The following is a 19,629-nucleotide window of genomic DNA, read 5'->3' as shown; positions in this document are numbered from 1 at the left end:
AGCGGTCGATATAAACACGCCAGTTGCCCGCCCGCCAGCCCCGACTGCGGCAGACGGCCGGATGAGCGCGGCCAACGAAACAAACGCAGCCGCACGCCAGGTGCGGCCACGGGCGGCATTCAGTGCGCCGGAATCCCGCGCGGCAGGAGCGTGTCGGACGGGTCGAGGAAGAGCGACATGACGTCGTTTGTGAAGCGCCGTCCCAACTCGGTCGGGCGCACGCGGTCGCCTTCGCGTTCCAGCCATCCGCTTGCGTACGCGCGCCGCAGCGGTGTTTCTATGGTGCTGCGTGCCAGTCCGGTGCGGGCCTCGAAGTCGGCGAGCGCGAATCCCTCCACCAACCGCAATACATTGAGCATGTATTCGAACGGCCGGCGTGCCGGCTCGATCCGATCATCGCCGCCGATCGCTTCCTCGCGGCCCGCAGCGGCCAGGTAGCGCGTGGGGTGCTTCAGTTTCCAGCGCCGCAGGATGCTCTGCTCGTGCCCCAGCGTCAGCTTGCCGTGCGCGCCGGCACCGATGCCCAGGTAGTCGCCATAACGCCAGTAGTTGAGGTTGTGCGCGCACTGCCGGCCCGGGCGGGCGTAGGCGCTGACTTCGTACTGCACATAGCCGGCGTCCCGCAGCAGCGCCTGACAGCGCTCCTGCATGTCCCAGCCGGCGTCCTCGTCCGGCAGGCCCTGCGGCGGGCGCGCGGCGAACACGGTGTTGGGCTCCAGCGTGAGCTGGTAGTGCGACACATGCGCCGGCTTCAGCGCGAACGCGCGCTCCAGATCGTGCTCGGCCATCGCCAGGTCCTGGCCGGGCAGCGCGTACATCAGGTCGAGGTTGATGTTGTCGAAGCCCGCGTCCTGGGCCAGTTTCACCGCGGCGTCGGCCTCGGCGCTGTCGTGGATGCGCCCCAGTCTCTGCAGGCACCCGTCGTCGAAGCTCTGGATGCCGAAGCTCAGCCGGTTCACGCCGGCAGCGCGGTAGTGCTCAAAACGGCCGTGCTCGGCGGTGCCCGGGTTGGTCTCCAGCGTGATCTCGCAGCCCGGCGCGAACCGCAGCCGGCTGCTGGCACCCTGCAGGAGCCGGTCGATCGCCGCCGCCGGGAACAGGCTCGGCGTGCCGCCGCCGAAGAACACGCTGTGGACCGTGCGGCCCCAGACCAGCGGCAAATCGAAGTCCAGGTCGGCCAGCAATGCGTCCACGTAGGGTTCGAACGGCAGCGCCCCGCGTCCCTCATGCGAGTTGAAGTCGCAGTACGGGCACTTGCGCACGCACCAGGGCAGGTGGACGTAGAGCGACAGCGGGGGCGGTGCGAGGGTCATGCCGCCCATTGTCCTCCCCTGCGGCGCGGAACTGTAGGAGCGGCTTAAGCCGCGAGCCGCGAGACACGGGGTCTCAAACCTGTAGGAGCGACGTAAGTCGCGATCGATGTAGCCGAAGTCACGAGGTCGCGACTTACGTCGCTCCTACAGGAAGCCGCGCCCGGATCGCGGAAACCGCCGTTCCTACAGGGCTGAGACGGCGTGCTGCAACTGGGCCAGCGCAAGCCCGCGATGGCTGATGCGGTTCTTGGTGGTCGGGTCCAGCTCGGCCGCGGTCAGGCCGGTGCCGGTGTCAAGGAACACCGGGTCGTAGCCGAAGCCACCCTCGCCGCGCGGCGCATGCAGGATCCGGCCGCGCCATTCCCCCTCGGCGATCAGCGGGCGGGGGTCGTCCGGGTGGCGCAGCAGCGCCAGCGTGCAATGGAAATACGCGCCGCGGCGCGCGTCCTCGACGCCGTCCAGCGCGCGCAGCAGCTTGGCGATGTTGGCGGCCGCGTCGCCGTGCGTGCCGGCATAGCGTGCCGAATACAGCCCCGGCGCGCCGTCCAGCGCATCCACGCACAGGCCCGAGTCGTCGGCCAGCGACGGCAGCCCGGTAACGCGCGCGGCGTGGCGCGCCTTGAGCAGCGCGTTCTCGACGAACGTCAGGCCGGTTTCCTCGATGTCGTCGACGCCGAGTTCTCGCTGGGAGACGAATTCCAGCCCCGCGTCGGACAGCAGGCGGTTGAATTCGGCCAGTTTTCCGGCATTGCCGCTGGCGACGACGATTCGGGTCACGTGGCACATTCCTGTAGGAGCGGCTTCAGCCGCGATCGAGTGCTTACCACCTGTAGTAGCGACGTGAGTCGCGACCGGACCTGGTCGCAAACGGGGGCAGGCGTTACCCGCGTCACCTCCCGGATGCGTTCGCGGCTGAAGCCGCTCCTACAAGGGACGGCCTTTAGGGCCGCGCAGATCCCACTGGCCTTACACCGGCAACCGCAACGCCGCGCGCTGGTGCGCCACCAGCTGCGCGATCCCGGCCTCCGCCAGTGACGTGAGAGCCTCCAGCTCGTCGCGACGGAAGGCATGGCCTTCGGCCGTGCCCTGCAGCTCGATGAAGCCGCCGCCGTCGTTCATGACGACATTCATGTCGGTGTCGCAGTCGCTGTCCTCGGCGTAGTCCAGGTCCAGCACCGGCACGCCCTTGTAGATGCCCACCGACACCGCCGCCACCGCGCCGATGACCGGGGTGCGCCCGGCGCGCGGCTTGATCTCGCCGCGGTCGAGCAGCCACTGCACCGCATCCACCAGCGCGACGTAGGCGCCGGTGATGGCGGCGGTGCGCGTGCCACCGTCGGCCTGCAGCACGTCGCAGTCCAGGGTGATGGTGCGTTCGCCCAGTGCCTTGCGGTCCACGCAGGCGCGCAGGCTGCGGCCGATCAGGCGCTGGATCTCCAGCGTGCGCCCGCCCTGCTTGCCGCGGCTGGCCTCGCGGTCGCTGCGGGTGTGGGTGGCGCGCGGCAGCATGCCGTACTCGGCGGTGATCCAGCCTTCGCCCTTGCCGCGCAGGAAGGCCGGCACGCGGTTCTCGACGCTGGCGGTGCACAGCACCCGCGTCTGGCCGAAGCACACCAGCACCGAGCCCTCCGCGTGGGCGGTGTAGCCGCGCTCGATGCGCACGTCGCGCAGCTGGTCGGCGGCACGGCCGCTGGGTCGGGAAAAGGCTGCGGACATGCGGATTACCGTCGACGGGGCGCGCGAGTTTACCATTCGCCCCCTCGGCCCCCGGCCCGCGGCGCTGCCGTCGGACCACGGCGCACGCACCGGAGTCGCAATGCCCATCCGTTCCATGACCGCCTACGCCAACGGCGAGCGCGCCACCGAGTGGGGCACGCTCGCCTGCGAGCTGCGTTCGGTCAACCACCGTTTCCTTGAAATCGGGGTGCGCCTGCACGACGACCTGCGCGCACTGGAGCCGGTGCTGCGCGAGCGCATCGCCTCGCGCCTGTCGCGCGGCAAGCTCGACCTGGTGTTCCGGCTGCGCGCGCCGGAAGGCGCCGCAGGCCTCCAGGTCGACCCGACCCGGCTGCGCGAGCTCAGCGACCTGGCCATCGACCTGGCGGCACGCTTCCCCGGGTTGCATACCGAGTTGACCGAGCTGCTGCAGTTCCCCGGCGTGCTGCAGGCGCCGGCCGCCGACCCGGCCGCGTTGCAGGCCGAGGCGCTGGCGCTGCTGGACGAGGTGCTCGACGAGTTCGTCGCTGCGCGCGAGCGCGAGGGCGCCAAGCTGGCGGCCGCGATCAACGAGCGCGTCGACGGCATCGAGCGCATCGCGCGCGAGGTGCGCACGCTGATGCCGGCGATCCGCGACGGCCAGCGCCAGAAGCTCGCCACGCGCCTGTCCGACCTCGCCACCCCGGGCGGCACGCCGCTCGAGCAGGGCCGGCTGGAGCAGGAGCTGGTCATGTGGCTGCAGAAGCTCGACGTGGACGAGGAACTCGACCGGCTCGATGCCCACGTCGGCGAGGCCCGGCGCGTGCTCAAGCTGCGCGAAGCGGTCGGCCGCCGGCTGGACTTCCTGCTGCAGGAGTTCAACCGCGAGGCCAATACCCTGGGCAGCAAGTCGGTGGACGCGCGCAGCTCGTCGGCCGCGGTCGAACTCAAGGTCCTGATCGACCAGGTCCGCGAACAGGTGCAGAACATCGAATGACCATGCGCGGCACGCTCTTCATCGTGGCGGCGCCGTCGGGCGCCGGGAAGTCCAGCATCGTCAACGCGGTGCTGGCCCGCGACCCCAACATCTGCCTGTCGATCTCTTTCACCTCGCGCCAGCCGCGCCCGGGCGAGCGCCATGCCGAGCACTACCACTTCGTCGGCAAGGACGAGTTCGAGGCGATGGTGGCCGAGGGCGACTTCTTCGAGCACGCGCTGGTGCACGGCGACTGGAAGGGCACCGCGCGCCAGTCGGTGGAGCCGCAACTGGCAGCCGGAAAGGACGTGCTGCTGGAGATCGACTGGCAGGGCGCCCGCCAGGTCCGGTCCAAGGTGCCGGGCGCGGTCAGCGTGTTCATCCTGCCGCCCTCGCGCCAGGCGCTGGAGCAGCGCATGCGCGCCCGCGGGCAGGACAGCGAGGAAGTCATCGCCCAGCGGCTGGCCGCGGCCCGCGAGGAAATGGGCCACTACGGCGAGTTCGACTACGTCATCGTCAACGAGACCTTCGCGGTGGCGGTGGACGAGATGTGCGCGATCTTCACCGCCAGCCGGCTGCGGCGCGAGGCACAGGTGGCCCGGCACGGGCGGCTGATCACGGCGCTGTTGACGGATTGAGGTCCGGCGCTGCTCGAGCCCCCTGCCACACGCGTCTCGGAACGTCAGGTCGCCCCGTAACTGTTTGATTCAAAAGCCCGCGCTTGCCCGTGGGCGCGCGGCCGGCTACACTCCCGTCCCCTTTGTGTACCCCACGACGGCCGACCGGCCGCCAGGAGCCCCATGGCCCGCATCACCGTAGAAGACTGCCTGGAAGTGGTCGATAACCGCTTCGAACTCGTCATGATGGCCGCCAAGCGCGCGCGCCAGCTGGCCAACGGCGTCGAGTCGCAGATGGAGAACGACTCCAACGACAAGCCCACCGTGCTGGCGCTGCGCGAGATCGCCGCGCGCCGCATCGACACCGATTACATCGACGCCGTCGAGAAGGCCGAGCGCGAGCGCAAGGAGCGCGAGGCGCTGGAATGGGCCGCCGCGGAAGTGGTCGCCGACGAAGACCTGGCCAAGGGCGACGACTGATCGAGTCGCCGTCCCGGCCTGAAAAGCCCCGCTCCGGCGGGGCTTTTTGTTGGGTCCGCGGGTGGTTGGGAAGCGCGACTTCCCGGCCGCGTTTTTCCCTTCCCCCTCAACGCATTGCGCCGCCCGTCAGCAGGCGCGTAGATTGCCCGCATGACCCCTGCCGCACCTGCCATCCGCCTGCCTGCCGTGGCCGACGCCGACGACCCGTCGGTGCCGGACTACGTGCGTGAGCTGGAGCAGGCCGCGCACTACCTGCCGGCCGACCAGCGCGCGTTGCTGCGGCGTGCATGGGCGGTGGGAGCGGCCGCGCATGCCGGGCAGACGCGCAAGTCCGGCGAGCCGTACATCACCCACCCCATCGCGGTGGCCAAGGTGCTGGCCGACCAGGGGCTGGACATCGAAACGCTGATCGCGGCGATCCTGCACGACACCATCGAGGACACGCCGCTCACCCGCGAGTGCCTGGCCGGCGAGTTCGGCGAGACCGTGGCCGAGCTCGTCGACGGCGTCACCAAACTCGACAAGCTGCACTTCCGTGACCGCCAGGAAGCCGCGGCCGAAAGTTTCCGCAAGATGCTGCTGGCCATGTCGCGCGACCTGCGCGTCATTCTGATCAAGCTGGCCGACCGCCTGCACAACATGCGCACGCTGGGCGCGCAAAGCGCCGAGGCGCGCGAGCGCATCGCGCTGGAAACACTGGAGATCCACGCGCCGATTGCCCAGCGGCTGGGCATGAACCTGATCAAGGCCGAGCTGCAGGACCTGGGCTTCCGTGCGCTGCACCCGTGGCGGCATGCCGTGATCGAGAAGCGCATCCGCACCCAGCCGGTGGTGCGGCGCGAGTCGCTGGTGCAGATCGAAGCCAACCTCGCCCAGCGCCTGGCCAAGGAGAAGCTGCCGCACCGCCTTATCAGCCGGGTGAAGTCGCCGTGGAGCATCTATTCGAAGATGCGCGCCGAGCACAAGAGCTTCACCCAGGTGATGGACGTGTTCGGCTTCCGCATCGTGGTGCGCTCGGTGGCCGACTGCTACCACGCGCTGGGCGTGGTGCACGCCACGTACAAGCCGCTGGATGCGCGCTTCCGCGACTTCATCGCCATCCCCAAGGCCAACGGTTACCAGTCGCTGCACACGGTGCTGTTCGGCCCGTACGGCTCACCGGTGGAAGTGCAGATTCGCACCGAGGAGATGGACCTGATCGCCGAGCGCGGCATCGCTGCGCACTGGTCCTACAAGGACGGCGGCGAAGGCCCCAACAGCGCGCAGAGCCGTGCGCACAGCTGGATCACCGGGCTGGTTGAGTCGCAGCACGCGACCGGCTCGTCGCTGGAGTTCCTGGAGAACGTCAAGGTCGACCTGTTCCCGGACGAGGTCTACCTGTTTACGCCGCAGGGCGACATCCTGTCGCTGCCGCGCAACGCCACCGCCCTCGACTTCGCCTACGCGGTGCACACCGATGTCGGCAACACGGCCGTGGCCGCGCGCGTGGACGGCAAGCTGTCGCCGCTGCGTACCAAGCTCGCCAGCGGCCAGCGCATCGAAGTGATCACCGCCAAATCCTCCACGCCCAAGCCGCAGTGGCTGGAGTTCGTGGTGTCGGGCAAGGCGCGCACGGCGATCCGTCAGCAGCTCAAGCAGATCGGGCACGAGGACGCCGTGCAGCTCGGCCACCGCATGCTCGACCGCGCGCTGGAGGCACTGGAAACCTCCCTGGACCGCGTGGCGGCCGAACGCGTCGACGCATACCTCGCCGAGCACCGTTACCCGCGCCTGGAAGCCCTGCTGGCTGACATCGCGCTGGGCAACCGCATGCCCAGCCAGGTGGCGCTGTCGCTGGCGCGCGCGGCCAAGGGCAAGGCGCCGCGTCGCGCCGCCGACCCGGTGGCGCTGCCGGAGGACAAGATCCTGATCACCGGCGCCGAGCGTGGCGTGATCAGCTTCGCCAACTGCTGCCTGCCGGTGCCGGGCGACGAGATCATGGGCTACCACACCGCGGGCAAGGGTCTGGTGGTACACCGCCTGGACTGTTCTAACGTGGCCGAGTACCGCAAGTCGCCCGATCGCTGGGTGGCCGTGGGCTGGGACCGCGAGGTCAGCGGCGACTTCGCCGCCGCGCTCAAGATCGAAGTCGACAACCGCCCCGGCGCGCTGGCGCAGGTGGCCGCGGCCATCGCCGAGGTCGACTCCAACATCGACCGCGTCGAGTACATCGACCGCGACGCCAACATGGCGGTGCTGCGCTTCGCCATCGAGGTCAGCGACCGGCGCCACCTGGCCGACGTGATCCGCAAGGTGCGCCGGCTGGGCGTGGTGATGGGCATCCAGCGGATCTAGCGATCGCACGCGGCGACGCCGCGTCGCGGCAAATCCCGACCCCGTGCCACCGCTTGGCTTCGCTACACTGGCGCGCCACCCCGACGCCGGAGTCCGCATGCCCCGCATCGCCATCCACACCGACCAGGCCCCGGCCGCCATCGGCCCGTATTCGCAGGCCGTGCGCGCGGGCGGCACCGTCTATCTCTCGGGCCAGATTCCGCTCGACCCGGCCACCGGCGAGCTGGTGGCGGGTGATATCCAGACGCAGACGCGTCGGGCCTTCGACAACCTGCGTGCGGTGTGCGAGGCGGCGGGCGGCTCGCTCGAGCAGGTCGCGCGCCTGGGCCTGTATGTCACCGATCTTTCCGACTTCGCGGCGGTCAACGCCGTGATGGCCGAGTACTTCGATGCGCCGTATCCCGCCCGATCGACCATCCAGGTGTCGGCGCTACCCAAGGCCGCCGCGTTCGAAGTCGATGCGGTACTCGTGCTTGAATGATCCGCCGCACGGGGCAGGGCGGTTTGGCATGACGCCCGTTACCTGAAGCGACGTGATGCCGCGCGCCGCCCGTCCTGCGCCCGCACTCGCGGTGATCGGTGACACGCCCCTGACGGCGCTGCCCGGTTGCGGCCCGCGGGTGGCTGAAAAGTTCGCGGCCCGCGGGCTGCACTGCCTGCAGGACCTGTGGCTGCAGTTGCCGCGCCAGTACGAGGACCGCACGCGCCTGACACGCATCGCCGACCTGCAACCGGGCGTGGCGGCGCAGGTCGAAGGGCGGGTGGAAGCGGTCGAACGCGGCTTCCGCTATCGCCCGGTCCTGCGCGTGGCGCTGGACGACGGCTCCCGCGCGACGCTGGTGCTGCGGTTCTTCCACTTCCGGGCCGCGCAGGTCGCCCAGTTCCAGCCGGGGACGAGGGTGCGCTGCTACGGCACGGCGCGGCCCGGGCAGAACGGGCTGGAGATCGTCCATCCCAGCTACCGCGTCATCGACGACGACGAGGCCGACGGTCTTGGGGATGCGCTGGACCCGGTCTATCCGTCGATAGAAGGCATCGGCCCCATGACGCTGAGACGGCTGATCGGCCTGTCGCTGGACCGGCTGCCTGGAGACGAGGCGCTGGAACTGCTCCCGCCCGACCTGCGTGCGGCACTGCGGTTGCCCTCGCTGCGTGAGGCGCTTCTCGCCGTCCACCGGCCCGGCCGCGACCAGGATGTTGCCGCGCTACTGGCCGGCACCCATCCCGCACAGCGGCGGCTCGCGCTCGAGGAATTGCTTGCCCACCACCTCAGCCTCAGGCGCCAGCGCATCGTCCAACAGGCGCACGCCGCGCCCGTCCTGGACCGGCTTGAGCTCGCCGCGCGTCTGCGCGATGCGTTGCCGTTCCCGCTGACAGGCGCCCAGCAACGCGTGTTCGACCAGATCGCCGACGACCTTGGCCGGCCGACACCGATGCTGCGCCTGGTGCAGGGCGACGTCGGCAGCGGCAAGACGGTGGTGGCCGCGCTCGCCGCGATGCTGGCAGTGGCCTCGGGCCGGCAGGCGGCGTTGATGGCGCCGACCGAGCTGCTGGCCGAACAGCACATGACCAACCTGCGCGGCTGGCTGGAGCCGCTCGGCGTCCGGCTGGCGTGGCTGGCCGGCAAGGTCACCGGCCGTGCGCGCCGGCAAGCGCTGGACGCCGTGGCATCGGGGGAGGCCCAGGTCGTGGTCGGTACCCACGCGCTGATGCAGGAGGGCGTGGCCTTCAACAACCTCGCGCTGGCCATCGTCGACGAGCAGCACCGCTTCGGCGTGCACCAGCGGCTGGCACTGCGCGACAAGGGCGCGCAAGGCCCGGACGCGGGCGGCCTTCCGCGTGATGCCGTCGTGCCGCACCAGCTGGTGATGACCGCCACGCCCATTCCCCGCACGCTGGCCATGTCGGCCTATGCCGACCTGGATGTGTCGGCGATCGACGAGTTGCCACCCGGCCGCACGCCGGTGCAGACCGTGGTGCTCAATGCTGGCCGGCGACCGGAACTCGTCGAGCGCATCCGGCAGGCGTGCGCCGAAGGGCGGCAGGCGTACTGGGTCTGCACCCTGATCGACGACAGCGACGAGGTCGTCGCGCAGGCCGCGCAGACCACGTTCGAGGAACTCGGTGCGGCGCTGCCTGACGTGCGGCTCGGGCTGGTGCACGGGCGCATGAAGCCGGCAGACAAGCAGTCGACCATGGCGGCCTTCAAGGGCGGTGAGATCGACCTGCTGGTCGCCACCACGGTGATCGAAGTCGGCGTCGACGTACCCAATGCCTCCCTGATGGTGATCGAGAACGCCGAGCGCCTCGGCCTGGCCCAGCTGCACCAGTTGCGCGGCCGCGTCGGGCGCGGCACCGCGGCATCATCCTGCGTCCTGGTCTACCAGTCGCCGCTGTCGGCCACCGCCCGCGCACGACTTGAGACGATGCGCGAAACCGGCGACGGGTTTGTTATCGCCGAGAAGGATCTGGAGCTGCGCGGGCCCGGCGAGCTGCTGGGCACGCGCCAGACCGGCCTGGCCGGCTTCCGTGTCGCCGACCTCGCGCGCGATGCCGACCTGCTGCCGCAGGTGCACGAGCTCGCCGAGCGCCTGCTCGCCGACCATCCCGAGATCGCCGAGCGCATCGTCGTGCGCTGGGTGGGCGGCGCGGCGCGGTACGCTGGCGCCTGAGCGCTGTGGCAGGTGTCGGCATAATGGCCGCATGAGCACCTCCAAGATCCCGCTGCTGATCGATACCGACCCGGGCGTGGACGACGCGCTTGCGATCCTGATGGCCTTCGCCGATGCCCGGCACGAGGTGGTTGGCCTGACCATCGCCGCCGGCAACGTGGGGCTGTCGCACACGGTCGGCAACGCGCTGAAGTTGTGCGAAGTCGCGGGGGTGGACGTGCCCGTGTTCGCCGGCTGTGATGCGCCGCTGCTGCACCCGGCGCGCGACGCCGCGTACGTGCATGGGCAGGACGGCTTCGGGGATACCGGGTACGCGCCGGCGGTGCGAAAGGCCGAAGCCGAGCACGCCGCCCTGGCGATCCTGCGCCTCTCGCACGAGCATGCCGGCCGCCTGCTGCTGGTCGCCCTGGGCCCGCTGACCAACCTCGCGCTGGCGCTTAAGCTGGACCCCACGTTGCCGCAACGCGTGGACCGCCTGGTGGTGATGGGCGGCGCGTTCACCGCGCACGGCAACATTACCGCTGCCGCCGAGTTCAACATCGCGTTCGACCCCGAGGCCGCGTACATCGTGTTCGAGGCGTTCGGTGCCGCCGGCGGGTTCGACCTCGTCGACTGGGAGGCCACGCTGGCGCATGGCCTGCCACACGACGACGTCGTGAAGTGGCTGCAGGCCGGCAGTGTCCGGGCGACGTTCTACGAAGCCATTTCCCGCCAGACGCGCGAGTGGTCGGCCGACCGCCGCGGCGATCGCTGGCATTCGGCCGATGCGCTGGCGATGGCGTGCGCGCTTGCGCCCGAGGGCCTGCTGGAGCACCAGACCCGGCCGGTGGCGGTCGAACTGGACGGCCGCCATACACGCGGCGCCACGGTGGTGGACTGGTTGCGGCAGGGTGGCCAGCCCGACACGGCGCGCCTGGTGCTGCGGTATGACCAGTCCGCGTTCGAGCAGCGGGTCAGGGACGCGCTGGCGGCCGGATAATCCGGCCGGTCACGACGCTTGCGCAGGGGGCGGGTCGGCCGCTATACTGCCCGACTTTCCCCGCATATGATTGGTGAGTGCCATGAAGGCCGGCATCCATCCTGAATACCGTGAAGTCGTCTTCCAGGACGTGACCACGGATTTCCAGATCCTGACCCGCTCGACCCTCTCCAGCAAGGAGACCGTCAAGCTGGACGACGGCAACGAGTACCCGCTGATCAAGGTCGACATCTCGTCGGCGTCGCACCCGTTCTATACGGGCAAGCACAAGATCATGGATACCGGCGGCCGCGTGGACAAGTTCCGCAAGCGCTACGCCAAGTAAGCGCGTCCCGCGTCGCGAGAACGGCTGCCCCCGGGCAGCCGTTTTTCGTTTCTGGTTGACCGACCCACGTTGCCTAATCAGGCGGCGGCGCGGCTGTGTGTGCCGCGCGCGTGCTGCCGGGCGGCGCATTTCCCGCAGCCCATGCGTGCGCCCGGCCCCGAGCGTGGGTCCAGGCCGCCCCGTCACAATGCGCCGGGGTATCGACCGCAGGCCGGTATGCGATAATTGGCGGTCACGGTTCGCCTTGCGAGCCGATTCCCTGTCCCCCTCCGTGCATCGGCCCGTGCCGCTGCCCGCAGACATGAGGAGTGTTCCGTGTCCGATTCCAAGTCTGGCCTGGCCCAGGCCACCCTTGCCGCCGGCGACAAGAATGTCGTCCTGCCCGTGCAGCACCCGACGCTGGGCGCGCCGTGCATCGACATCGCCAAGCTGCCCAAGGAAACCGGCTGCTTCACCTACGACCCGGGCTTCACCGCGACCGCCAGCTGCAAGTCGGCGATCACCTACATCGACGGCGAAGAGGGCGTGCTGCTGTACCGCGGCTACCCGATCGAGCAGCTGGCCGAACACGCCAGCTTCCTGGAGGTCGCGTACCTGCTGATGAACGGCGATTTGCCCGGCAAGGACGAGTTCTCGGCGTTCGAGCACGAGGTCACGCATCACACGATGATGCACGAGGCCTTCAAGAGCTTCCTCGGCGGCTTCCGCCACGACGCGCACCCGATGGCGATGCTGGTCGGCATGCTCGGCTCGATGGCGAGCTTCTACCACAACGACCTGGACCTGGAAGATCCCGAGCAGCGCCGCCTCGCGGCGATCCGCCTGATCGCCAAGGTCCCGACCGTGGCCGCCGCCTGCTACCGCCACTCGATCGGCTGGCCGCTGCGCTACCCGCGCAACAACCTCGACTACACCACGCGCTTCCTGCACATGATGTACGAGGTCCCGAGCGAGCCGCTGGAGCTCGACCCGGTCGCCGCCAAGGCGATGGACCTGCTCTTCATCCTGCACGCCGACCACGAGCAGAACGCCTCGACCTCGACGGTGCGCCTGGTCGGTTCCACCGGTGCCAACCCGTACGTGAGCGTCGCCTCCGGCGTGGCCGCGCTGTGGGGACCCGCGCACGGCGGCGCCAACGAGGCCGTGCTGAAGATGCTCGAGGAGATCGGCCGTCCGGAGAACGTCAAGTCCGCGGTCGAGAAGGCCAAGGACAAGGAGTCGGGCTTCCGCCTGATGGGCTTCGGCCACCGCGTCTACAAGAACTACGACCCGCGCGCGGCGCTGGTGCGCAAGATGACCCACGACGTGCTGGGCCAGCTGGGCGTCAACGATCCGCTGCTGGATGTCGCGATGAAGCTGGAAGAGGCCGCGCTGAAGGACGACTACTTCGTGCAGCGCAAGCTGTACCCGAATGTCGACTTCTACAGCGGCATCATCTACAAGGCGCTCGGCATCCCGGTGGAGATGTTCACCGTGATGTTCGCGATCGCGCGCACCGCTGGCTGGGTGTCGCACTGGCTGGAGCAGCAGAACGATCCGGAAAACAAGATCGGCCGTCCGCGTCAGATCTACACCGGCTCGGCACAGCGCGACTACGTGGCGATGGGCAAGCGCTGAGGCGCGCTCCGTTCACGCCAGCTGTTACCAGACGCCCCGCGAATGCGGGGCGTTTTCATTCCTGGACCAGATGCGAACGGGCGTGCTTCAGCCCAGACCGTCGCGTTCGTATCCGCCGATTTCGTCCTCGGCCAGCAACTGGCGCAGCTGCGCCAGGGATGCACGCGCCATCGGCTTCTCGTCGACGCTGGAGAGCGGAGCCTGCCGCAGCACGTTGTGCGGGAGCACGGTGATATCGAAGCCCACGTCGTCGGCGCTGAACACCCACACCGGGAAGTCTTCGCTGCGGTCGCGGTCCAGCCGCAGGCGCCGGCTGCGCGGTTCGGTCGGGATGCCGTGCTGGTCGAGCCAGCGCGGCACCGCGTCCGGGTCGTCGGCGTGCAGGTGCAGGCTGACTGCGCTGCGCGCATCGGCGGTGCCGTCCAGCACCGGCCCGACCAGACGCGGGTCGAACGGCATGAAGAACTCCATGGCATGCACCGCCGCCTGGCGACGCTCGGCCAGGGCGTCATTCGCGTCGGGCTGGAACAGCCGCTGGTACTCGCGCAGCGCGTCCTCGATTTCCCGGTTGCGCGGGAGGGACGCATCGTCGGTGATGCCCAGGCGTTCTGCCGCCTTGAGCTTGGCCTGGTGGTAGTCGCGCACGCCGCCTTCGGCCATCAGGCGCGCGGCTTCGTGGGCCAGCCGGTGGCGGCGTTCGCGGGTGCGGGTCTGGGCATGCAGGTGTGCGTGCTGTCGGACGGGACGCATGGCGACGGCCTCCTCGGCGGACACGGTGGCGGACGTCCGCCACGGGCCGGCTGGCCCGGCACGTGCCACGCTAGCACGGGCCGGTGAACGCGTCGCCAGCGCCTCGGGATCAGAAGATGTCGAACGACTCCTCGGCCGGAGCGTCATCGTCCGCGCCGTAGTTGCTGTAGCTCTGCATGCGGTCCAGGTCCTCGGCCTTGACCCACTCCTGTACGCCGCCGCTGCCTTCGGGCAGCAGGCTGCCGTTGGGCGCGACCGACACGCGGACCATGCCCTGCGGCGGCTCATGCGCCGCCAGTGGCTGGTCCTCCAGTGCCACGCGCATGTAGTCGATCCAGATCGGAAGCGCGGCGCGGCCGCCGTACTCGCGGTAACCGAGCGACTGGAAGTCGTCGCGCCCGACCCACACGGTCGTGACGAACGGGCCGCCCACGCCGGAGAACCAGGCGTCACGGTAATCGTTGGTCGAACCGGTCTTACCGCCGACGTCCTCACGCTCCAAGACCTTCGCGGCCGTGCCGGTGCCGCGCTGCACCACGTCGCGCAGCATCGACACCACCTGGTAGGCGATGCGGCCATCGATGGCGCGCGGTGCCAGCGGCACGTCGGCGGCCGGCTTGGCCACCTCCCGCTCGGGCGACGCTTCGGCTTGGGGCGCCGCGGCGGCGCGCGCCGGGCCCAGGTTGAAGCCGGCGACTTCGGTCGCAGGGCGCGCCGCGCTGCTCGTTGCACCGATTGCGCAATTCGGGCATGCCGTGGCGGGCTTCTCCTTGAACACCACCGCGCCGTTGCGGTCACGCACCTCGTCGATGAACCAAGGCGTGATCCGGAACCCGCCGTTGGCGAAGGCGGAATACCCGCGCGCGACCGACATCGGGGTCAGCGACGCGGTGCCCAGCGACATCGACAGGTTCGGCGGCAGGTGCTCCTCTTCGAAGCCGAAGTGGCTGATGTACTTGCGCGCGAAATCCACGCCGATGGCGTCCAGCAGGCGCACCGATACCAGGTTGCGTGACTGCACCATCGCCTCGCGCAGGCGCATCGGGCCGGCGAAGTTGCCCGAGTCGTTCTGCGGACGCCACACCTTGCCATTGCGCTGGCGGAACACGACCGGGGCGTCCACCACGATCGAGGCGGGACTGAAGCCGCGCTCGAACGAGGCCGCATACACGAACGGCTTGAAGCTCGAGCCCGGCTGGCGCCGTGCCTGCACCGCCCGGTTGAACTTGCTGCCGGCGAAGCTGAAGCCGCCCGACAGCGCACGGAGCGCACCGTCGTGGGGCTCGAGCGAGACCAGCGCCGCCTGGCCACGCGGCAATTGAGTGAGTTTGTAGCGGTCGATCTTCGCGGCAACCGGGGCGTCCGCCGCCACGCCTTCCCGCGGATCGATCTTGGCCTCTTCCTCGTCGTCCAGCACGGCCAGCACGCGCACGAGGTCGCCGCGTTCGACCAAGCGGCCCGGGCTGCGGCCGGCGAATCCGCTGTCCGCCTCCAGGGTGACCTGGCGGCCGTCGCGCAGTGCCACGGTGGCCTCCGCGCCATCGGTCGACAGCACGATGGCGGGCTCCATGTCCGACTGGGTCGGGATGTTGCGCAGGCGTCGGCCGACGGTCACCGCGTCCTCGCCCTCGGCCAGCTCGAACTGCTGCTCCACGCCGTGCCAGCCATGCCGGGCGTCGTAGGTCATCAGCCCGTCCCGGATCGCGCGGTTGGCGGCCGCCTGCAGCTCCGGATCCAGCGTGGTGGTGACGTGGAAGCCCTCGGTCAGCGCTTCGGCGCCGTAGCGGGCGATCATTTCCTGTCGCACCATCTCGGCTACGTACGGTGCGTAGACCTCCGTGGGGCGTTCATAGGCGATGGCGTGCATCGGCACCGACTGCGCGCGCGAGGCCTCGGCGGCGCTGATGAAGTCCAGCTCGGCCATGCGCTGCAGGATGTAGTCGCGGCGTTCCTTGGCGCGTTCAGGGTTGCTCAGCGGGTTGCCGCTGGAGGGGAACTTCGGAATGCCGGCCAGCGACGCCATCTCGTCGAGCGCAAGCTCTTCGAGCTTCTTGCCGTAATAGAACTCCGCCGCCGCGGCGATGCCATAGGCGCGGTTACCGAAGAAGCTCTTGTTGAGGTACAGCTCGAAGATCTCGTCCTTGCTCAGCTCGCGCTCCATGCGCATGGCCAGCAGCATCTCGCGCAGCTTGCGGGTGTAGCTGTACTCGGAGTCGAGGAAGAACTGGCGCGCCACCTGCTGGGTGATGGTGGAGCCGCCGGGAACGCGGGCATCGTCGGTGGTGGCCAGCAGCCAGATTGCGCGCAGCACGCCCTTGTAGTCCACGCCGTGGTGGTCGTAGAAGCGGGCGTCCTCGATGGCGATAAACGCCTGCTTCTGGCGCTCGGGCACGTCGTCGATGTTGACGGGGTACCGGCGCATCTCGCCGAACAGCGCCATCAGCTGGCCGTCTCGCGAGTAGACGTACATCGGCTCCTGCATCTCGACGTTGCGCAGGGTCTCTACGTCCGGCAGCTTCGGGACCATCACGAGGTACATCGAGCTGAGGGCGAGCGAGGCGAAGAAGGCCACGCCGGCAAGCGCGAACAGCGCCCAGCGAATCAGGCGGCGGAAAACGGGCATCGAAGCAGGTTCCGATTGCGGGTGTCGTGGCCGTGGAGTATAGAGGAGCGGCTCAACGGGCCCGGCACTTTGCGGGCCCAGCCGCGCCGGCCACGTCAAGGGCCTGCGGCGGAGACGGGGGACAAGGGGGAAACGCGCGTTGCTGGGCAAAACCGCAAGGAAGTGGTTGCCAGCCTGTGAAAAGTCCGTTATTTAAGACGCGGTCACACGAAGTGCGCGTAAGCGCCTGTGGCAAGGGGAGAAAACAGTGGGCGTCATCACAAAAAGCCAGCCGGCGCTCGTCGGCGTGGATATCAGTTCGACTGCAGTCAAGCTTTTGCAGCTCTCGCGATCGGGCAACCGTTATCGCGTGGAGCACTACGCGGTCGAGCCCTTGCCGCCCAATGCGGTGGTTGAGAAGAACATCGTCGAGCCCGAAGCCGTGGGCGAGGCCATCAAGCGTGCCGTGTCGCGTTCGGGCACCCGGGTCCGCCATGCCGCAGCGGCGGTGGCCGGCTCGGCGGTGATCACCAAGGTGATCCCGATGCCGGCCGACCTGGACGACGACGACATGGAGTCGCAGATCGAGCTGGAAGCGGTCAATTACGTGCCGTATCCGATCGAGGAAGTGAACCTGGACTTCGAGGTGCTGGGGCCGATGCCCGGCAACCCCGAGTCGGTGCAGGTCCTGCTGGCGGCTTCGCGCGCCGAGAACGTCGAGGTCCGCGCCTCCGCGCTGGAGCTGGGCGGGTTGACGCCCAAGGTGATGGACGTGGAGGTGTTCGCGATCGAGAACGCGTTCGCACTACTGGCCGACCAGCTCAACATCCCGAAGGACGGCATCGTCGCGCTGATCGACTCCGGCGCCACGATGACCACGCTCAACGTGCTGCGTAACGGGCGAAACCTCTACAACCGCGAGCAGGTCTTCGGCGGCAAGCAGCTGACCGACGAGGTCATGCGCCGTTACGGCCTGAGCTACGAGGAAGCCGGCATGGCCAAGCGCCAGGGCGGGCTGCCGGAAAGCTACGAGGCCGAAGTGCTGGAGCCGTTCAAGGAAGCGATGGTCCAGCAGGTGAGCCGCCTGTTGCAGTTCTTCTACGCCGGCAGCGAGCACAACCGCGTCGACCAGGTGGTGCTCGCCGGCGGCTGCGCCGCCATCCCGGGCATCGCCCAGATGGTGGAGGAGCAACTGGGTGTGCCGACCATCGTGGCCAACCCGCTGGCGCACATGACCTTGGGGCCGCGCGTCCAGGCGCATGCCCTGGCGCAGGACGCCCCGGCCCTGATGATCGCCTGCGGGCTGGCGCTGAGGAGCTTCGACTGATGGCACGGATCAACCTGCTCCCCTGGCGCGCGGAACGACGCAAGCAGCGCCAGCAGGACTTCATCAAGATGGTGGGCGTCAGCGTCATCGCCGCCATCGCCCTGGCGTTCCTGATCATCAGCTACCACAACGGCCAGATCGACGGACAGAAGGAACGCAACGCCTACCTCGAGCAGCAGATCACCGAGGTCGACGCCGCGATCACCGAGATCGAGAAGCTCGACGAACAGAAGGCGCGGTTGCTGGCCCGCAAGGAAGTGATCGAGGAGTTGCAGGCCAACCGTTCCCAGATGGTCCACCTGTTCGACTCGCTGGTGCGCACCATTCCCGACGGCGTGGTCCTGACCGCGATCAAGCAGGACAGCCAGACGCTGACCCTGGATGGCCGCGCGCAGTCCAACGCGCGAGTCAGTACCTACCTGCGCAACCTCGAAGGCTCGGGCTGGATGAGCAATCCGGACCTTTCGATCATCGAGGCGGCCGGCGACGACAAGGCCCTGCCGTACCAGTTCACGCTGTCGGTGAAGCTGGCCAATCCGAATGCGCCCGTGGACGCGGACGGCGACGGCATCCCGGACGATCCGCAGCCGGTCGAGGCTGCCGCCGACCCGCTGGCCGAACCCAATGCCGCGCCGGTGGACGGTACCGCCGCGCCTGCGCCCGCCGCTGAAGCGGAGACGCAGGCCACGCCCGAAGACACCGACACGGGAGCCGCGTCATGAGCCAGAAGAAGGTGAACCTGCGCGAGCTGGACTTCAACAACATTGGCGGTTGGCCGCGCAATGCGCAGATCGGCTTCTGCGCGATCATTGCCGTGGTCATCGTCGGCCTGGCGTGGTGGTTGTTCGTCAGTGACAAGCGCGACGAACTCGAACGCCTGGAGCGCACCGAGACGGAGCTGCGCCAGGAGTTCGAAACCAAGCAGGGCCGCGCGTCCAACCTCGAGCCGCTCAAGCAGCAACTGGCACAGATGGAGCAGCAGCTGCAGCAGATGCTGCGCCAGCTTCCGAGCAAGACCGAGATGCCCGACCTGATCGTCGACATCTCGCAGACCGCGCTGGCCACCGGTATCGCCAACGAACTGTTCCAGCCCGGTCCGGAAGAGCCCAAGGAGTTCTACGCCGAGAAGCCGATCGCGCTGCGGATGGTGGGCACGTACCACCAGTTCGGTGCGTTCGTCAGTGGCGTGGCCTCGCTGCCGCGCGTGGTGATCATGACCATGCACGACATTTCGCTGCAGCCGCGCGACAAGGAGAACGGCGTCATCGGCGCCAACGCCCCGCTGGAGCTGGCGGGCACCGTGAAGACATATCGTTACCTCGACGAAGAGGAAATCGCGGACGACGAAGAAGGCGCGGATGCCGCCGAGGGGGAGGGCTGACATGCGTGACGTCGATGCTCGCAGGAGCCGCAAGGCACCTCGACTGATGCTCGTGCTGGGTGTAGCGGTGCTGGTGGCGGGTTGCTCGCGCGGCATTACGAGCGAACCCGGTGAAGCACCCAACCTCGAGAACTGGGTGGCCGAGGTGAAAGCGCGGCCGGCGCCGCCCCTGGACCCGTTGCCGGTGATGCAGCAGTTCGAAACCTTTGAATACGCCGCGCAGTCGCTGCGTGACCCCTTCAGCCGCGCCTTCCGCGACGAGAGCGGCGGCAGTGGTCCGCGTCCCGATTCGGCACGTCGCAAGCAGACGCTCGAGCAGTTCCCGCTCGACAGCCTCGACATGGTCGGCACGCTGGGGCGTGGTGGCGGTCTGGTGGCGCTGGTGATGGCGCCCGACCGCGTGACCTACCGGGTGCGGCCCGGCGCGTACATGGGCCAGAGCGATGGCCGCGTGACCGGGATTTTTGAAGACCGCATCGAATTGATGGAACTGGTGCCGGATGGCGCGGGTGGTTGGCTGGAACGTCCGGCCACGGTCGCGTTGGAAGATCAATGATTTTG

General features: G+C 68.9%; 18 protein-coding genes. 13 read left to right on the top strand and 5 right to left on the bottom strand.

Going from position 1 to position 19,629, the window contains the following annotated elements:
- Nucleotides 1-119 precede the first annotated feature (119 nt).
- The 3 genes from hemW to rph form a co-directional block, all read right to left on the bottom strand.
- Nucleotides 120-1,313 (bottom strand): radical SAM family heme chaperone HemW, encoded by a 1,194-nt coding sequence (gene hemW, locus K6753_RS13465; RefSeq protein ID WP_223676980.1) that lies wholly within the window; start codon nt 1,311-1,313, stop codon nt 120-122.
- A 183-nt stretch (nt 1,314-1,496) separates the two neighbouring features.
- On the bottom strand, nt 1,497-2,090 hold the full coding sequence (rdgB, locus tag K6753_RS13460) for an RdgB/HAM1 family non-canonical purine NTP pyrophosphatase (RefSeq protein WP_223676979.1): 594 nt from the start codon (nt 2,088-2,090) through the stop codon (nt 1,497-1,499).
- 189 nt (nt 2,091-2,279) lie between these two features.
- Entirely contained in the window at nt 2,280-3,029 is a 750-nt protein-coding gene (gene rph, locus K6753_RS13455; RefSeq protein ID WP_223676978.1) for a ribonuclease PH, read from the bottom strand.
- 115 nt (nt 3,030-3,144) lie between these two features.
- Between rph and K6753_RS13450 the strand changes: the two genes are divergently transcribed.
- The 9 genes from K6753_RS13450 (at nt 3,145) to K6753_RS13410 (ending at nt 13,008) form a co-directional block, all read left to right on the top strand.
- On the top strand, nt 3,145-4,005 hold the full coding sequence (locus K6753_RS13450; RefSeq protein WP_223677000.1) for a YicC/YloC family endoribonuclease: 861 nt from the start codon (nt 3,145-3,147) through the stop codon (nt 4,003-4,005).
- A 2-nt stretch (nt 4,006-4,007) separates the two neighbouring features.
- Nucleotides 4,008-4,622, top strand: coding sequence for a guanylate kinase (gene gmk, locus K6753_RS13445; protein ID WP_223676977.1), 615 nt, complete (start codon nt 4,008-4,010; stop codon nt 4,620-4,622).
- Nucleotides 4,623-4,784: 162 nt separating this feature from the next.
- Complete coding sequence (rpoZ, locus tag K6753_RS13440; RefSeq protein ID WP_223676976.1) at nt 4,785-5,081, top strand: DNA-directed RNA polymerase subunit omega; 297 nt, start codon at nt 4,785-4,787, stop codon at nt 5,079-5,081.
- A gap of 150 nt (nt 5,082-5,231) precedes the next feature.
- On the top strand, nt 5,232-7,415 hold the full coding sequence (locus tag K6753_RS13435; protein ID WP_223676975.1) for a RelA/SpoT family protein: 2,184 nt from the start codon (nt 5,232-5,234) through the stop codon (nt 7,413-7,415).
- Nucleotides 7,416-7,512: 97 nt separating this feature from the next.
- Nucleotides 7,513-7,896 (top strand): RidA family protein, encoded by a 384-nt coding sequence (locus tag K6753_RS13430; protein ID WP_223676974.1) that lies wholly within the window; start codon nt 7,513-7,515, stop codon nt 7,894-7,896.
- 55 nt (nt 7,897-7,951) lie between these two features.
- Nucleotides 7,952-10,087, top strand: a complete 2,136-nt coding sequence (gene recG, locus K6753_RS13425; protein WP_223676973.1) for an ATP-dependent DNA helicase RecG — start codon at nt 7,952-7,954, stop codon at nt 10,085-10,087.
- A gap of 31 nt (nt 10,088-10,118) precedes the next feature.
- Nucleotides 10,119-11,066 (top strand): nucleoside hydrolase, encoded by a 948-nt coding sequence (locus K6753_RS13420; protein ID WP_223676972.1) that lies wholly within the window; start codon nt 10,119-10,121, stop codon nt 11,064-11,066.
- Nucleotides 11,067-11,148: 82 nt separating this feature from the next.
- Nucleotides 11,149-11,391 (top strand): type B 50S ribosomal protein L31, encoded by a 243-nt coding sequence (locus tag K6753_RS13415; protein WP_223676971.1) that lies wholly within the window; start codon nt 11,149-11,151, stop codon nt 11,389-11,391.
- A 315-nt stretch (nt 11,392-11,706) separates the two neighbouring features.
- Nucleotides 11,707-13,008, top strand: a complete 1,302-nt coding sequence (locus K6753_RS13410) for a citrate synthase (RefSeq protein WP_223676970.1) — start codon at nt 11,707-11,709, stop codon at nt 13,006-13,008.
- Between the two features lie 87 nt (nt 13,009-13,095).
- On the opposite strand, the gene K6753_RS13405 is transcribed toward K6753_RS13410, so the two are convergent.
- Entirely contained in the window at nt 13,096-13,758 is a 663-nt protein-coding gene (locus tag K6753_RS13405; protein WP_223676969.1) for a hypothetical protein, read from the bottom strand.
- Nucleotides 13,759-13,867: 109 nt separating this feature from the next.
- The gene (locus tag K6753_RS13400; protein WP_223676968.1) at nt 13,868-16,381 is read right to left on the bottom strand and encodes a penicillin-binding protein 1A; all 2,514 of its coding nucleotides are present in this window, start codon (nt 16,379-16,381) and stop codon (nt 13,868-13,870) included.
- A gap of 247 nt (nt 16,382-16,628) precedes the next feature.
- On the opposite strand from K6753_RS13400, the gene K6753_RS13395 reads away from it, so the two are divergent.
- From K6753_RS13395 to K6753_RS13380, 4 genes are read left to right on the top strand one after another with little or no spacing between them, the layout of a single operon-like run.
- Entirely contained in the window at nt 16,629-17,687 is a 1,059-nt protein-coding gene (locus K6753_RS13395; protein ID WP_223676967.1) for a pilus assembly protein PilM, read from the top strand.
- Entirely contained in the window at nt 17,687-18,409 is a 723-nt protein-coding gene (locus K6753_RS13390; protein ID WP_223676966.1) for a PilN domain-containing protein, read from the top strand. Before K6753_RS13395 ends, K6753_RS13390 begins: the two co-directional genes overlap by 1 nt.
- Nucleotides 18,406-19,068, top strand: coding sequence for a type IV pilus inner membrane component PilO (locus K6753_RS13385; RefSeq protein WP_223676965.1), 663 nt, complete (start codon nt 18,406-18,408; stop codon nt 19,066-19,068). The genes K6753_RS13390 and K6753_RS13385 overlap by 4 nt, the downstream gene beginning before the upstream one ends.
- Nucleotides 19,069-19,114: 46 nt before the next feature.
- Complete coding sequence (locus K6753_RS13380) at nt 19,115-19,624, top strand: pilus assembly protein PilP (protein WP_223676999.1); 510 nt, start codon at nt 19,115-19,117, stop codon at nt 19,622-19,624.
- The last annotated feature ends 5 nt before the right edge of the window (nt 19,625-19,629 follow it).

This window comes from Novilysobacter selenitireducens (genome assembly GCF_020026895.1).
Lineage (GTDB): Bacteria > Pseudomonadota > Gammaproteobacteria > Xanthomonadales > Xanthomonadaceae > Lysobacter_C > Lysobacter_C selenitireducens.
The sequence above is the reverse complement of the archived record's forward strand: the minus strand, read 5'-3'. Positions and strand labels throughout refer to the sequence as shown.

Coding starts and splice junctions, on each gene's coding strand:
- rpoZ (WP_223676976.1), top strand. CDS start 4,785: ATGGCCCGCATCACCGTAGAAGACTGCCTGGAAGTGGTCGATAACCGC.
- K6753_RS13385 (WP_223676965.1), top strand. CDS start 18,406: ATGAGCCAGAAGAAGGTGAACCTGCGCGAGCTGGACTTCAACAACATT.
- K6753_RS13450 (WP_223677000.1), top strand. CDS start 3,145: ATGACCGCCTACGCCAACGGCGAGCGCGCCACCGAGTGGGGCACGCTC.
- recG (WP_223676973.1), top strand. CDS start 7,952: ATGCCGCGCGCCGCCCGTCCTGCGCCCGCACTCGCGGTGATCGGTGAC.
- hemW (WP_223676980.1), bottom strand. CDS start 1,313: ATGACCCTCGCACCGCCCCCGCTGTCGCTCTACGTCCACCTGCCCTGG.
- K6753_RS13415 (WP_223676971.1), top strand. CDS start 11,149: ATGAAGGCCGGCATCCATCCTGAATACCGTGAAGTCGTCTTCCAGGAC.
- K6753_RS13405 (WP_223676969.1), bottom strand. CDS start 13,758: ATGCGTCCCGTCCGACAGCACGCACACCTGCATGCCCAGACCCGCACC.
- K6753_RS13435 (WP_223676975.1), top strand. CDS start 5,232: ATGACCCCTGCCGCACCTGCCATCCGCCTGCCTGCCGTGGCCGACGCC.
- K6753_RS13420 (WP_223676972.1), top strand. CDS start 10,119: ATGAGCACCTCCAAGATCCCGCTGCTGATCGATACCGACCCGGGCGTG.
- K6753_RS13400 (WP_223676968.1), bottom strand. CDS start 16,381: ATGCCCGTTTTCCGCCGCCTGATTCGCTGGGCGCTGTTCGCGCTTGCC.
- gmk (WP_223676977.1), top strand. CDS start 4,008: ATGCGCGGCACGCTCTTCATCGTGGCGGCGCCGTCGGGCGCCGGGAAG.
- rph (WP_223676978.1), bottom strand. CDS start 3,029: ATGTCCGCAGCCTTTTCCCGACCCAGCGGCCGTGCCGCCGACCAGCTG.
- K6753_RS13430 (WP_223676974.1), top strand. CDS start 7,513: ATGCCCCGCATCGCCATCCACACCGACCAGGCCCCGGCCGCCATCGGC.
- K6753_RS13390 (WP_223676966.1), top strand. CDS start 17,687: ATGGCACGGATCAACCTGCTCCCCTGGCGCGCGGAACGACGCAAGCAG.
- K6753_RS13380 (WP_223676999.1), top strand. CDS start 19,115: ATGCTCGTGCTGGGTGTAGCGGTGCTGGTGGCGGGTTGCTCGCGCGGC.